We start from the raw sequence: 13,813 nt of genomic DNA on the forward strand, positions 1-13,813 counted from the left end.
TATTCTAAATCCGGCGCGAAAAGAAAGTTTTTCTGCGGTGTTGCGCGCAGGGCGCGCGGTGGCGGGGCTGGCCTCCATTATTCGGTTACGTTCAGCCGTTTCGCATAAAATGGGTTCGAGCCGTTTCAAAAAGACGCTCCAAGATGTGACTTTCCGTTTTTTTACCGCTTTTTTCATTGGCGACGTCCAACGCCGACCACGGCTCGACGGACGCGTTTTGTGGGGGGAAACTGTCGCCGACTGGCGGACGCGGACGCATTTCGCGGTTCGCCAAGACGAGGTTCGTCTCCCGCGCGCTTATTTTGTCTAATAATTTTATGAACATAAACAACAACAAATTCTTTCTCTATGCCCGCAAGTCAACGGATGTGGAAGATAAACAGGTTTTATCTATTGAAGCGCAGATCGCGGAATTACGCGCGTATGCTGTTCAATCTGGATTAAATATCGTTGAGGAGTTTATCGAAAAACAGTCTGCCAAAATTCCGGGCAGACCGATCTTCGGGAAAATGCTGGAACGTATCGAGAAAGGTGAAGCAAGCGGAGTTTTGGCGTGGCACCCCGATAGATTGGCGCGTAATTCCGTGGATGGCGGGAAAATAATCTATCTCGTTGATTGCGGACATATTACAGCCTTGAAATTCGCGCAGTTTTGGTTTGAGCCAACACCGCAAGGAAAGTTTATGCTCTCTATCGCTTTCGGACAAAGTAAATACTATGTGGACGCGCTTTCTGAAAATACAAAACGGGGCTTGCGCCAAAAAGTAAGGCGTGGTGAATATCCCTCGCTTGCCCCTGTTGGCTATCTCAATGATTCGCGGACAAAAACGGTGGTGGTGGATAAAAAACGCGCTTCGCTTATTCGCAGGGCGTTTGAGCTGTATGCCAAGAACGAAAGCAGGTTAGAGGATATCTCAAACTTTTTGGCGCAATCCGGGATCACATCAAGGAATGGAAAACATCTCCACCGCAACAGAGTTACGTTTATTCTTTCCAATCCGTTTTACTACGGACATTTTCGCTATGCCGGAGAGATTCACGAAGGCAAGCACTCGCCAATCGTTTCAAAGAAAATTTTTGATCAGACGCAGGAAATACTGAAACAACGAGGCAGACCGCACCACAAGCAGAAAAATGAACCACAAGCATATTGTGGACTGCTTTCCTGCGCCTCATGCGGAATGATGATCACCGGCGAATACAAGGTTAAAAAACAGAAAAATGGGAATGTGCATAACTATACTTATTATCATTGCTCTAAAAAATCTAAAACTATCAAATGTCCCGAGCCCTGTATTCGCCAAGAGGAACTGGACAAGCAAATTTCCTCTTTGCTGCAAAAATATTCTTTGAGTAAAGACTGGGCGGAAAAAATGCGTGCAATGTTGGAAAAAGAAAAATTGGAAGTCACACAATCATCCACCGCTTTTGTTCAGGAAAACCAAAACCGAATTCGCGTCATCCAAACGAAACTCCAGCGACTTCTTGACGGGTATTTGGAGCAGGATATTGAACGAGAAATCTATCGTACCGAAAAAGCAAAACTACTATCTGAAAAGAAGTCGCTGGAGGAGCAAACGGTGCGGATTGAACAAAAGCGGACGGGCTGGCTCGAACCGATGGCAAAATGGCTAAAAGAGGCGGAAAACGTGTCTAAAATCGCGCGGGAGAGCGACCTTTTTGCGAAAAAGGTTGCAGCCAAAGAAATCTTTGGCTCGAACCTCGTCTTGGCGAACCGCGAAATGCGTCCGCGTCCGCCAGTCGGCGACAGTTTCCCCCCACAAAACGCGTCCGTCGAGCCGTGGTCGGCGTTGGACGTCGCCAATGAAAAAAGCGGTCAAAAAACGGAAAGTCAGATTCTGGAGCGGGTAACGAGAATCGGACTCGTATCTCAGCCTTGGGAAGGCCGCGTTCTACCACTGAACCATACCCGCATAGATTTTTAAACTATTTATATTTGTTTTGTCTCATACATTGTGCAATTTTGCAATCGGAATGCAAAATTGCACAGAAAAATAAGTTGATTACTTGTCAAAAGTGACTTTTTTTGCTTAGATTTGTCTGTTGAGGAGTAGGTTCTGATTTCCGATTTCTGACATCCGATCTCCTAGTCTTGCCGGAGTAGCTCAATGGCAGAGCAATGCTTTCGTAAAGCAGAGATACGGGTTCGATTCCCTTCTTCGGCTCTCAAGATTAGTTTCGCTTTGCGAAACAATCAAATGTACACAATACAACCAAACATCCTGTTTGGTTGTATTGCACAAGAATCGAAGAACTCCGAAACTCGGTTTGCCGGAGCGAATCGAGTTTCGGAGCACCTCAGTTACCATCTAAGCTGTTTTACACAAGAGTCAAAGAACTTCGAAAAATACGTCTGCTGACGAATTTTTCGGAGCTACCTTTCGTGTCTGCGAAGCAAAACTAATCAAATGTACACCCCGCCCTTGGCGGGGCACAAGAATCAATGAACTCTGGCGTGAGGTTTATTCTCAATAAACCGAGTGGCAGAGCCAAGAGATCTCGCGCCAAGAGGCGCGGAGTCTCGGAGCGACCTCCTTTATCCATTGCGAAGCGAAACCATTTAACAAGAAAAAATCCGTGTCGGCGGGACACGGATTGGGCGGGATGACGGCGGTCAATCGTAGGTGATGATGCGGAACGCATCGATGCGCCACTCTTCGATCTTGTCTTCGTGGCATTCTCGCACCGTTTCATCCGCGCGACGAACGGCGATGTCGAGTGTTTTGCTAAGATTGAAATACCCGTCACTGTAAGCCTCTTGATAGCGACGGCACAGCTCTTCTTCTTTCCAAAGCCTGTGAAGAAGTTTCTGTTGCTCACTGCCCAATCCCACCAGAGCGCGTTTTTGCTTGCGACGGATTGAAATAGTGCGAGGAAAATTCAGTAACCAGCCCACTGGGGACGAAATACAGGCAACCGCCGAAAAGACGACAGTTACTCCAAAAATTCCCAGACGCTGTTTCAAAAAACTTTCTTTCATTGCTGGACTCCTGCTAAATGTGTATCGGGGGCGACAGAAGAACATAGAATTATACTCTTAATACGGAAAATTGTCAAGCATGATCATTTCTGATACATTTGACCCCATGACCTCCAAAGAAGCCCAAGAATTAGTGCTGAGACTGCAAACAGTTTCAGACCGGCTTTGAGTTAGGTAAAAAGCGTATCCGGTTAGTGGAAATAGGCAAGAAACTGGAAGATCCGGCTCTGTGGAACGATCAAAAACAGGCCACACTGTTACAACGCGAACAATCCGCTTTGCAAAAAGAAGCGGGAAAATTAGACGCGCTAAAAAAGGAAATCGCGGATGCGACAGAATTATTATCAATTATTGCGGAAGAAGACGAAGCATCGAAAAAAGAAATTGAAGCGACATTTCGAAAAATCACAAAGGAACTTTCCAGTTTGGAATTGTTAACCTACTTTTCCGATAAACACGATAATTCGGCGGCAATCATCACGCTATCCGCCGGTGCGGGGGGTACGGAAGCGCAGGATTGGACTGCCATGCTTTCACGAATGTATTTGCGATATGCTGAAGCACAAGGCTGGAATACGCAAGTATTGGACGAAAATCGTGGCCAAGAGACAGGTTATAAACACATTACAATTCGGATGGAAGGGGACTATGTTTATGGAAAAATAAAACACGAGGCGGGTGTGCATCGGCTCGTTAGACAATCACCGTTTAATGCCGATAATTTACGCCAAACATCGTTTGCGTTATTGGATGTAATCCCGGAAGTGGGGAAGGAAGAAGTGATTATTCGGCCGGAAGATTTGGATTTTGAAGCTTTTCGCAGTGGTGGAAAAGGTGGACAGAACGTCAATAAAGTTTCCACGGCAGTTCGGATTAAACATGTTCCGACAGGCATTACAATCGCTTGTTCAACCGAACGCAGTCAGGCGCAAAATCGCGAACGCGTGATGACAATGTTGGCCAGTAAACTGGAACATTTGAGAGAACAACAACACGCTCAAAGCATCGCCGATGTGCGGGGTGAGGTTAAATCCGCTGAATGGGGCAACCAAATTCGTTCGTATGTTTTGCATCCGTATAAAATGGTGAAAGACCATCGGACAGAAGTGGAAACATCGGATGCAGAGGGAGTTTTGGATGGGGGATTGGATGAATTTATTACCGCAATGGTGACGCGGGGGAAAGATAAATAAATTATCAATTTTCAATGGCCAATTATCAATTAATGTTCAATTTTTAAATTATCAATTATCAAAAATCCGCAGCGTTTGATAATTAGAGTATTTGATAATTAATTGAACATTGATCATTGAGAATTGAAAATTAGCCAAAGCTGATTTTCCAGTTGGGTTAGAAATATCTGTTGAATTATCTTTCATCGACGTTTGTGCTATAATTCCCCCGTGATTCTCTTCCAAAACGTCAGCAAAAATTATACTAAGGGAACCTCCGCGTTGGACGACATAAACCTCGAAATACAAACCGGTGAATTCGTTTCAATTGTAGGACAGAGTGGTGCGGGAAAAAGTACGTTACTGCGCTTATTGTTTGCCGAGGAATTTCCCACGAATGGTTCGGTGATTATCGATGGTTGGGATATTACATCTATAAAACCTTGGCAAATTCCGCACCTACGCCGTCAGATTGGCGTTGTGTTTCAGGATTTCAAACTGATTACCGATAAGACGGCTTTTGAGAATGTCGCTTTTGCGATGGAAGTCACCGGTGAAGATACACGAGATATAAAAAGAACGGTTCCCCAATTATTAAAACTTGTGAACCTTTCCGATAAAACTGAAAACTATCCTTGGCAAATGTCCGGTGGTGAACAGCAACGTGTTGCTCTCGCGCGAGCATTGGCTTTCAAGCCACAGATTATTTTAGCTGACGAACCGACAGGTAATCTCGACGCATTACACGCGTGGGATATTATTCAGTTGCTTCTTAAAATTAATAAATTGGGCACGACGATCTTGCTCGCTTCACATGATGAAGCGATTGTTAACGCCGTGAAAAAACGCGTCGTGACATTAGATAAGGGAAAAGTTGTTCGTGATCAAAAAACAGGGAGATACGCACTATGAAAATGCAAGCACTGGGTCGGGCAATTAAATCCGGCGCAACCCATTTTTGGCGCAATATCTGGTTGTCGTTGGCGGCAACGGGGGTAATGGTTCTCACATTGGCGATGCTCGCGTTAATAATGGTTGTGTCTGTTCTTGGACAAAACATTCTTAGTGGGATTGAGTCTAAGGTGGATATAACCGTATTTATGGCGGAAGATTCGGCGGAAGCGGCAATTATGGCCGTGAAAAACGATATCGAGGGTTTAAAGCAGGTTTCCGAGGTTGTATATGTGTCAAAAGAAAAATCGCTTTCCGCTTTTCAAGAAAAGCATAAAAATAATCCGCGTATTGCTCAAGCTTTAACGGAGCTTGGTAGTAATCCAATGCAGGCGGCACTGGTGGTGAAGGCGGAAAATATTGAAGCCTATAACGCGATTAATGAATCTCTAAAAAGTCCCAAATATCAACGCTTGATTGCGCGGGTTACCTATGAAGACAATAGTGAAATTATTACGCGATTGTCGGCTGTAATTAAAACGGCGCGAAAGGTTGGGATGGCTATCACTCTCGCGTTGGCGGTAATCGCGGTGCTTGTCACATTCAACACGATTCGTTTGGCTATTTACGGTTACCATCGGGAAATTGAAATTATGACGTTGGTTGGGGCCTCACCATGGTTTATTAAGGGGCCGTTCGTAATTGAAGGGATAATTTCCGGGTTTGTGGCTTCCTTTTTTACTATTCTTCTGCTTTACCCATTTCTACGGATAGTCTCGCCCGGTGTAGGCGCGTTTTTTGTGGATAATCAATTCAGTATCTATCAGTGGGCGAACGATAATTTTGTGATGGTGATCGCATTGGTGGGTAGCGCGGGAATTTTGCTTGGCGCGATCAGTAGTATCATTGCTGTCCAACGCTATCTGAAGGCGCAGTAAAAAATATATCGAGATTTTATATCGTTGCTTTCCGCAACGAGAAATCTAATTTTACGACCTTAACTTTCTTCGCTTTTGGCACGAAGATTTTTTTACTGGTTGTTTCGTAGCCTCTTCTGGAACAAAATACGGTATAATTTCCCGGTTGTAAAAGAATAAAGAATAAACCGGAATTGTCGGTAATACGTACCTGGACAAATCTGTCTCCGGAAGCGACGCGAATCGTTGCTATGTCTAAAGGTTGACCGGTAGAAGCGTCAACAACAGTGCCTGTTTGTTTTCGACGTCTCAACATTTGAATTGTTTTGTAACCAAAAACGATAACATAAAGACATTCAAAAATAATGTTGAGTGTCGAGGGTTCATTAACCAAAAAATATGTATTAAGGAACACACCCAGAATCAAAAAAGGAAAGCTGTTTATATCAAGCCATTCTATGAATTTGGAATACGAGTGTATTATAAAATGCTGGAATGGTGTTCTTTTGTTTTCACGATCCATGAGAACAAACATACGTGGCAAAACCTTACTTTCAGTCTCGTTTTTGATTGGTTGATCAACCATTGAGATTCATATTAGAGCGTTTAAAGTTAATTAATCCGGAACGATATATAAATTCACCGGATTGCATTGCAAACATTGGTTCTTCAACGGAAGGGAAAATATAGCCCGGTTTTTGAACCACGAACTTGTATTCACCTTGTTGCAATAAATCACCGGCATTTCCCGTTTTAGAATCACTTATCCATGTGGCACGAACTTTTCCGTCGGGTGAAAAAATATTGATAATAGCTCCGCCAACAGGTTTGCCTGTTACGGCGTCGATGACTTTTACCCAGTGCTCGGGACGCCGACGGTCTGTTACAAAAATGGCCGAAGAAATACTAAATAATGAAAAGGCAATCGGTATCATACCAACAACAGGGATCGCCATTACAATCGCCTTTATTCCCTTACCCAGAATAGTTTTGCTACAAGCCGCGATGGCGCCGGAACCGGAACTGTTAAAATCATCATCCGTATTAAAAGAGGTTGTGGTTGAAGTTGTGGGAGAACCGGATGGCTCCGGGGACGGCTCGGCTGTTGCACTTGGAGTAAGTGTAGATAGTGGTTCAACCACAGGAGAAGGAGAAGGGGTGGGGGTGGCTAAAATGTCCCGGCAAACTACAACCTTTCTCTCTTTTTCATATTTACCCGTAACATCATACCCGACGCTATTTGCCTCAAAGGTTGTTCGAATGATAAAAGATGAACAAATATTGGTGCCCCCAGCGCGCCCTTCTTTTTCAAAATCCAGAGGAATTTTGACGTCAAATTCTTGAAGATGCGTTTGATCGATGGGGTTGATGTGTTGGATAATCGTGGGATCGATAGTTTTGTCTTTTGATGTGGTAATAATTTGTGTTCGTAACCCACTCTTAAAAAACTCATGATAAATTGATTCATTAAGCTCAATTCGCATATTTAATATTTGGCCGTAATTGGAGTTTATATTGCCAATGGGCTCTGTTTCGGATTTTTCGAGGATTTTTATTGCCGAAAAAGCATCCATCCAGGTGGTAGCTCTTGCTTGTGGCGCGATTAAAATAGCAGTTGATATCAGTATTCCAAACCCTATTTTACCTATTTTCATGATATTATTGTACTAAACTTACTGTAAAGCGTCCAAATTAATACAAACGTAACTTTTGAGTACTTAGGACTTGGTAATTAATAAACGCTTCATCTTATGTTCAATCCATCTCCAAATACAACTGCTTCTCAATCAAAAATTTTTCAACGTACGTTAAGTACGTCTCAAAATTTTGTTCAATCAAAGACAGTCGTCTTTGAAGCGCATTGAACATAATATTAAAGCGTTTATTAATTACCAAGCCCTAATGAAATTAAATAAAAAAACTATCATATTAGTGTTGTTGGGATTCCTATTAATATTGATGGTTGGTTTTTTTGTACTAAAATTACGCGCCGTGTATGGAGATGTACAGGGAGCAGTTAGTGCAAAGAGTGAACTTCTGTCCGCTATTAATTCTAAAGATACAAAGCGTGTCAAAATAGCAATTATCACAACAAGGGAAGCCGTCACCAAGGTTGATGAGGATTTAAACATTTTTCGCTATTTTGCTTTTGTTCCAAGGGTAAAAAGGGAAATGAATACGGCAAAAGATGTAATCTTGCAAACAAACTATTTGCTGGATTCAGCCAGTCTGGCAATCAAAATTATTAATGAATCGGGGGTGGATGTTATATCGCCAAATATGGATGTGACGAGCGCGGAAGCGTTGAAAAAAATTGATACCGCTCTTGTAAACAATAAATCGGATATGCAAAAATTGTTGGAGCGCGGGGATAAAATTATTGTTAATAAAGTCGCGAGTAGCAGTTTTCGGCAAATCAGATCCCTACACGAACAAATTACGGGTTATTCAAAAATAGCTCAACAGGTGGAAAGATTGATTATAACCACAGAAGATGGTACGGCTACTCTTTTGGGTTTACGCGGTGAAAAAAAATACTTATTAATGTTTGAAAACAGTGATGAGCTTCGTCCTGGTGGTGGCTTGATTTCAACTTATGGTTTAATCACTCTAAAAGACGGACAAACATCCAATCTTTTCATCGACCATGTTCAAAATTTGAAACTTTTTTATACTACGCCGATTGAACTTAATCCCGACCCAATTCAGCAAACAATGCGACACCAGAAGAATTTATATATTTACGATGCCAATTGGTTGGGAGATCCCAACGAATGGTTGGACAAAATTTTTCGTTCTTGGAATGCCCAAAAACCGCTTGTCGATGGGATAATAGTAATGAGTACGAAGATATTGGAAGATGTTGTACGGCGATACGAACCGCTTCGATTGCCTGGAACAAATGAAGAATTTCGCGCGGATGACATAGTCGCTTCCTTGGATTACAACCTTGATGTACAGCATGGTCTTTATGATGTTAGTAAATATAAGGTTTTGGGCCCCCTGGTCGACGAATTGCTGAAAAATATTAAGTCTTCAAAGCCTACGCAACTTAAAGAAATTTTAGTGAACGCGAAAAAACGTTTTCAATCACGCGATCTTTTATTTTATACAAAGGATGAAATTGTAAATGATGCGTTAAAAAACAATGGCATTCAAAACGAAATCACTGTGCCGGCCGGTGACGAGTTTTACGCGCTGGGGGCTAACTTGGGAAGCGGTAAGGCCGATGGACGAATGAAACGCTCGCTTGCGATGCGCGTTTATGCTCAAGAAATTTATCCGGCAACTTCGGCTACAATTACGCAAGATTACACCGCGGGTGTTGATGATTTTCGTGCCAGTGGATATTATGGATATCTCCGTTTCTTTTTACCTCTTGGAAGCAAGCTTGGTGCTTTTGATAATTTTAACTTGGTCGAAGATGAAAATATAATAGAGGCAGGGCGACAGGTTTACGGTAACTATTTCAGTGTTGCCACGGGAACAAAAAAAGACGTCGCGATTACATACGCGTTGGCCGAGAGCGTTGCCAAGCAAATTAAAGCTGGAAATTATTCGTTAACTCTGCGCAAGCAAGGTGGCGTAGAAATGCCGTTTGAGGTGAAAATAAATATTCCCGATAGTTGGAAAAATCCGGTAATTACGACATCCGACGGAACAACCGAATTTACAAAAAACCAAAGCACGGTCACATGGAAGGGGATATTAACAAAGGATATGCAAATCGAAATTAAAAAATAGGGCAGTAACGTTTCCCTCCCTTATTCAGGTTGCACACGCTTCGGCGGTGTTACTCTGATGAGCAAAGGGCGAGGGTGGGTTTTGTGAGAAAGTTTGCCATGTCTGGACGTAAAATCCAAAAAAGAGTAGTTTCAATAAACATTTTCCGGGATCGTCTAATGGCAGGACACGAGACTCTGAATCTCGTAATCTTGGTTCGAGTCCAAGTCCCGGAGCCACGTAAAGAAAATTGCAAAGCAATTTTCCACGTGGCAGGCCGCCACGCAGACTGCTACGTGGTTTACTTTACGTGAGCCGCGTAGGGACGTGAGCGCGATGCGCTTTTACGTCCTTTACGCGATCAAATAGTTTGAAATATCGCTGATTTGTATAGTTTTTTGGAATCAGATAAAATATGATCACGATGAAACCAAAAAGTAAAACAAAGCAAGATGCTGTAAAGGCAGATGATAATCAGAAATATTTTATTGCGATAAATCAGGAACTCAATTCTATTAGAAGCGAAATGGCAACGAAGGTTGAGTTAAGGGATATGGAAGAAAGAATTTTCCAGCACTTTGACGTTTCTGTGGAAAAAATTGAATCATCACTGCGCGGTGCAAATTCAGATCACATATCATTGCTTGATGAAAAGAAAAACGATCACGAGGTTCGAATTACAACACTAGAAGTCCGTGCGGGGCTACGCTCCATATAGCATTTAGTTCGGAGCGAATACAAAACCGTTATCGTTCAACATTTCGGGGCAATCTAGTAAAAAGTAATCCTGTGTTTCACTTGTTTATCAGGTGTTTTGTGTTGGATTTGGCCTAAAAACGTCACTTGAATTTTCTAAAAGAGTAGTAAATGGTAGACTAATGGTACCCATGCAAGACAAAACGGAGATAGAGAACCTGACACAGGAAATAAAAAAACTAAGTGCTAATTTTAACTGGCGTAGTTCATTTATCCACGGAATAGTGAGCGGTTTTGGTACAGCCATTGGTGCCGGCTTGTTGGTGGCTTTAGTCATATTACTATTAGGACAGCTAACCAATATGCCAATACTGGGACAACTCTTTAAATTCTTGGTTGGAAACTTGTCGGGCATAAAGTGAAAATCGTGTTACTGTTATGTAACAATTAAGATAAGATTTAGTTTAAAAAGGAGGTGAGAAAATATGGCGACTATCATAAATAATCCACCAGCTAATGATAATTCAGGTGGACCCATCGGTATAATTATCGGGATTATCGTCCTGATTGTTCTAGGATATCTCGGATACGTGTATGGGCTTCCTGCGGTAAGACAAAAGGGAACTCCGCAGATTAATGTACCAAGTAAAATTGATGTAAACGTTAATCAAACTAAATAACATACGATGAACGTATGTGCTAAAGGAGGTGAAAAATATGGGAATTATTGAAATCATTGCAATTGTGTTAATAGTCATGTGGCTTGGTGGATTTGCGCTTCAGATAGGCGGAGGACTTATTCATATCTTGCTCGTCATAGCGATAATTGTATTCTTATTGCGATTTATTAGAGGAAAATCTTGAAGCGTTTATTAATTACCAAGCCCTAAGGCGACTGACGTAAATAACCTATCCATCTTATGTCCACTACATCTCTGACTACAAACACTACTCGGTCACGAAATCCCTCAACGTACTTACAGTACGCTTCAAGATTTCGTTCGGTCGCAGTATTCGTATTCAGAGCGTATTGAACAGAATATGGACAGGTTATTTACGTCAGTCGCCTAAGGATGAACGCTGATCAACACACGTCGCATAGGACAGTCGCAGTCTTTGGGGCCGGTATTGCAGGTTTAAGTACAGCCCATGAGTTTGCTCGAAGGGGATATAAGGTATCTGTGTATGAAGTAAATCCAGATGCAGGTGGATTTTTTCGCAGTGCTCGGATGCCCACAGATGATCATATGCCTTCCGAGTACTCATGGCATGGCATTGGGCCTTGGTATCACAATGTATTTGATCTCATGAAACAGATTCCGTTTGACGAGACGGGGAGCATGTATGACAAGGCATTATCTCGACCGATTGCTTTTGGATTAGTTTCAGATAAAGGAAAAGCGGCATTTGATGATACGCTTTTTTTGAATGTGAAGAATATGTTTCGTATGTCATGGCTAGATGTTGTTCTGGGAGGTTGGTTGATGATGAAAACTTGGACAGCTAATCGTAGAACTGTTGAGCAGTACGCTACATGTAATGCGGCTCAAGCATGGAGACCTTTGTTACGTGATCGCGCTTGGAAGGCCTGGAGATCTTCTTTTGGTCCTTGGGTTGGTTCTGATTGGAAAAATGTATCTCTCCATACGGCTGGGCAATTTTTTCGTAAACAATTAATAATGAAACCATCCCATTTTCATAAAGCTGATGAGCAAGGCCCGGCGTGGTGGCATGGATCACGGGATGGATGGCTTCTTCTGCGTGGACCAAGCAGTGAATATTGGTTTGATAGATGGGTTGCATATCTTAAAACAAATGGTGTTGAATTTTTTTGGGAAAAGGCGTTAGAAAAATTAGATTTTGATGGGGAAAAAATACTAGTTGCACATTTAGAATCCGGAGATGTTGTGCGATCCGATGTGTATGTTCTAGCAACAAATCCGTTCGCCGCTGCAGATATTTTGGAACGTACACCTGATCTTGAAAAGCAGGATCAGTTACGTCTACTTCGTCCGCTTGTGCAAGATGGTCCACATATTCAAGTATCTTTGCGCATCGCCTTCTCGGAGAAAATAGCATGGCCCAAAGAGCGGATGGCAGTTATAGTCGCCGATTCTGAATTTAATTTGACGCTGTTCGCAGAGGAACAGGCTTGGGACTCCCAAGTGTCTTTGGGTAATAGTATTAAGTCTTTGTGGACGGTTACGGCTTGTGTAAGCTCTGTTCCGGGTCCACTCTTTGGTCTGCCACTTTCTAAATGTACGAAGGAGCAATTTATTGAAGAAGTAAAAGAGCAATTATTTCGTTGTGAAGGGATAAACACATTAATTCAAAAACATAATCGCGGTAGAGAGTTAAAGGATTTTCCCATTGTAAAAATAGAAGTTTGGCATGAATGGTTATTTTCTTCCCAGGGGATTACATCTCCTCAGCCGAAATGGGTAAATACAACAAATACACAACAATATTTACCTACCCAAGCAACGCCTGTTTTAAATCTTGTGTTAGCGGGCGCACACACTAAAACACAGGTTGATGTGTGGAGTATTGAAGCTGCCGTAGAAAGCGGTCGGCGTGCGGCTCAAGTAATTATTCCTGATGTGAAAGTTGTACCTCAATATAAACCGATATGGTTGCGTATGATCAGTGCTCTTGACGATGTTTTATTTGCTGTTAAAGGACCTCATATACTGAATGTTCTTGGGTGTTTTTTGATTATTATCGTTGTTGCTTTGATTTTTGTGAATTTGAGAAGATAACCAGGTTCTCACTTCCTCTTAACTCCTGCGGGTTAAAGTTTGGAATATAAATAAACTCGTTCTGTCTCTGAAAAACAGTTCTAACGTCGTTCACGATGTGGAGCACTTAAAACAGGTTCTAAACGCGACCATTACCTATCGCTAGAAAAATTAAAATAAGAGCATTGCGCCCTTATTTTAATCCATATTTGTATAAATTTTGCCTTACATTGTTACGTTTACGTCTGGTTGCTCCTTAGTCAGTCGTTTTATGTTCAATATCAAATAAAAATTAATACATAGATCAATTAATAAAATGACCAAAACAGAAAATTGAGCGCTAATAATAAATGTGAACAAACTTTCTAAAACAAAAAATACCATTTGAGCGATAAGACACTTAACTATCAAGTTGGCAGATTTTAGCATAATTTCGTTTAGTTTAATACCAATATATATATATAGAATTCCAAAAATTAGACCAATGATTCCAACTAATCCCAAAATTAAGTTACCTTGAAAAGTTTTAAATAAATTTATTATATTATAAACTTCATACATACCAATAATCAAAAAGAACCCTTTTAATGATTTTGTTGTTTCTAGAGTAATTTTTAGCATTTAAGTTTAAATATAATTAATACTACTAGACTAGCATTAGTGTAAAAAAGTGTA

General features: G+C 41.7%; 14 protein-coding genes, 2 tRNA genes and 1 pseudogene. 11 read left to right on the forward strand and 6 right to left on the reverse strand.

Annotated features, from left to right (window positions below):
* Positions 1 to 310, forward strand: a 310-nt coding sequence (locus Q7S57_00390; protein ID MDO8511708.1) for a hypothetical protein, incomplete at its 5' end; no start/stop codon positions are given.
* A 130-nt stretch (positions 311 to 440) separates the two neighbouring features.
* Here Q7S57_00390 and Q7S57_00395 read toward each other — a convergent pair.
* The 3 genes from Q7S57_00395 to Q7S57_00405 form a co-directional block, all read right to left on the reverse strand.
* Entirely contained in the window at positions 441 to 626 is a 186-nt protein-coding gene (locus tag Q7S57_00395) for a hypothetical protein (GenBank protein ID MDO8511709.1), read from the reverse strand.
* A gap of 1,234 nt (positions 627 to 1,860) precedes the next feature.
* Positions 1,861 to 1,934 (reverse strand) — tRNA-Gly (locus tag Q7S57_00400).
* Between the two features lie 701 nt (positions 1,935 to 2,635).
* Positions 2,636 to 3,001, reverse strand: a complete 366-nt coding sequence (locus Q7S57_00405) for a hypothetical protein (GenBank protein MDO8511710.1) — start codon at positions 2,999 to 3,001, stop codon at positions 2,636 to 2,638.
* A 158-nt stretch (positions 3,002 to 3,159) separates the two neighbouring features.
* Between Q7S57_00405 and prfB the strand changes: the two are divergent.
* The 3 genes and pseudogenes from prfB to Q7S57_00420 all read left to right on the forward strand — a co-directional run bounded on the left by prfB (position 3,160) and on the right by Q7S57_00420 (position 6,002).
* Positions 3,160 to 4,194, forward strand: a pseudogene (gene prfB, locus Q7S57_00410) (peptide chain release factor 2).
* A gap of 210 nt (positions 4,195 to 4,404) precedes the next feature.
* Positions 4,405 to 5,085 carry a cell division ATP-binding protein FtsE gene (gene ftsE, locus Q7S57_00415; protein MDO8511711.1) on the forward strand — a complete coding sequence of 227 codons (681 nt, stop codon included), beginning with the start codon at positions 4,405 to 4,407 and terminating at the stop codon, positions 5,083 to 5,085.
* Entirely contained in the window at positions 5,082 to 6,002 is a 921-nt protein-coding gene (locus Q7S57_00420) for a permease-like cell division protein FtsX (protein MDO8511712.1), read from the forward strand. Before ftsE ends, Q7S57_00420 begins: the two co-directional genes overlap by 4 nt.
* Positions 6,003 to 6,018: 16 nt before the next feature.
* On the opposite strand, the gene Q7S57_00425 is transcribed toward Q7S57_00420, so the two are convergent.
* The gene (locus Q7S57_00425; GenBank protein ID MDO8511713.1) at positions 6,019 to 6,567 is read right to left on the reverse strand and encodes a carboxypeptidase-like regulatory domain-containing protein; all 549 of its coding nucleotides are present in this window, start codon (positions 6,565 to 6,567) and stop codon (positions 6,019 to 6,021) included.
* Positions 6,560 to 7,636 carry a carboxypeptidase-like regulatory domain-containing protein gene (locus Q7S57_00430; protein ID MDO8511714.1) on the reverse strand — a complete coding sequence of 359 codons (1,077 nt, stop codon included), beginning with the start codon at positions 7,634 to 7,636 and terminating at the stop codon, positions 6,560 to 6,562. Before Q7S57_00430 ends, Q7S57_00425 begins: the two co-directional genes overlap by 8 nt.
* A 247-nt stretch (positions 7,637 to 7,883) precedes the next feature.
* On the opposite strand from Q7S57_00430, the gene Q7S57_00435 reads away from it, so the two are divergent.
* From Q7S57_00435 to Q7S57_00465, 7 genes are all read left to right on the forward strand, one after another.
* The gene (locus tag Q7S57_00435) at positions 7,884 to 9,725 is read left to right on the forward strand and encodes a DUF4012 domain-containing protein (GenBank protein ID MDO8511715.1); all 1,842 of its coding nucleotides are present in this window, start codon (positions 7,884 to 7,886) and stop codon (positions 9,723 to 9,725) included.
* 144 nt (positions 9,726 to 9,869) lie between these two features.
* Positions 9,870 to 9,943: transfer RNA gene (locus Q7S57_00440), tRNA-Gln, on the forward strand.
* 185 nt (positions 9,944 to 10,128) lie between these two features.
* Positions 10,129 to 10,422, forward strand: a complete 294-nt coding sequence (locus tag Q7S57_00445) for a hypothetical protein (GenBank protein MDO8511716.1) — start codon at positions 10,129 to 10,131, stop codon at positions 10,420 to 10,422.
* A gap of 160 nt (positions 10,423 to 10,582) precedes the next feature.
* Positions 10,583 to 10,822: a DUF5665 domain-containing protein gene (locus Q7S57_00450; protein MDO8511717.1), complete on the forward strand. Its 240-nt coding sequence runs from the start codon at positions 10,583 to 10,585 to the stop codon at positions 10,820 to 10,822.
* Positions 10,823 to 10,885: 63 nt separating this feature from the next.
* Positions 10,886 to 11,080: a hypothetical protein gene (locus Q7S57_00455; protein ID MDO8511718.1), complete on the forward strand. Its 195-nt coding sequence runs from the start codon at positions 10,886 to 10,888 to the stop codon at positions 11,078 to 11,080.
* Positions 11,081 to 11,123: 43 nt separating this feature from the next.
* Entirely contained in the window at positions 11,124 to 11,264 is a 141-nt protein-coding gene (locus tag Q7S57_00460; protein MDO8511719.1) for a lmo0937 family membrane protein, read from the forward strand.
* Positions 11,265 to 11,473: 209 nt separating this feature from the next.
* Positions 11,474 to 13,159 (forward strand): FAD-dependent oxidoreductase, encoded by a 1,686-nt coding sequence (locus Q7S57_00465; protein MDO8511720.1) that lies wholly within the window; start codon positions 11,474 to 11,476, stop codon positions 13,157 to 13,159.
* 204 nt (positions 13,160 to 13,363) lie between these two features.
* Here the strand turns inward: Q7S57_00465 and Q7S57_00470 are convergent, their stop codons facing one another.
* Complete coding sequence (locus tag Q7S57_00470) at positions 13,364 to 13,759, reverse strand: hypothetical protein (GenBank protein MDO8511721.1); 396 nt, start codon at positions 13,757 to 13,759, stop codon at positions 13,364 to 13,366.
* Positions 13,760 to 13,813 lie beyond the last annotated feature (54 nt).

This window comes from bacterium (assembly GCA_030647555.1).
GTDB lineage: Bacteria > Patescibacteriota > Andersenbacteria > UBA10190 > CAIZMI01 > CAIZMI01.

Excerpts from the sequence above, each read along its gene's own strand:
- Q7S57_00395 (MDO8511709.1), bottom strand. The coding sequence starts at position 626 with ATGTCCGCAATCAACGAGATAGATTATTTTCCCGCCATCCACGGAATT.
- Q7S57_00405 (MDO8511710.1), bottom strand. The coding sequence starts at position 3,001 with ATGAAAGAAAGTTTTTTGAAACAGCGTCTGGGAATTTTTGGAGTAACT.
- Q7S57_00420 (MDO8511712.1), top strand. The coding sequence starts at position 5,082 with ATGAAAATGCAAGCACTGGGTCGGGCAATTAAATCCGGCGCAACCCAT.
- Q7S57_00425 (MDO8511713.1), bottom strand. The coding sequence starts at position 6,567 with ATGGTTGATCAACCAATCAAAAACGAGACTGAAAGTAAGGTTTTGCCA.
- Q7S57_00430 (MDO8511714.1), bottom strand. The coding sequence starts at position 7,636 with ATGAAAATAGGTAAAATAGGGTTTGGAATACTGATATCAACTGCTATT.
- Q7S57_00435 (MDO8511715.1), top strand. The coding sequence starts at position 7,884 with ATGAAATTAAATAAAAAAACTATCATATTAGTGTTGTTGGGATTCCTA.
- Q7S57_00445 (MDO8511716.1), top strand. The coding sequence starts at position 10,129 with ATGAAACCAAAAAGTAAAACAAAGCAAGATGCTGTAAAGGCAGATGAT.
- Q7S57_00450 (MDO8511717.1), top strand. The coding sequence starts at position 10,583 with ATGGTACCCATGCAAGACAAAACGGAGATAGAGAACCTGACACAGGAA.
- Q7S57_00455 (MDO8511718.1), top strand. The coding sequence starts at position 10,886 with ATGGCGACTATCATAAATAATCCACCAGCTAATGATAATTCAGGTGGA.
- Q7S57_00465 (MDO8511720.1), top strand. The coding sequence starts at position 11,474 with ATGAACGCTGATCAACACACGTCGCATAGGACAGTCGCAGTCTTTGGG.
- Q7S57_00470 (MDO8511721.1), bottom strand. The coding sequence starts at position 13,759 with ATGCTAAAAATTACTCTAGAAACAACAAAATCATTAAAAGGGTTCTTT.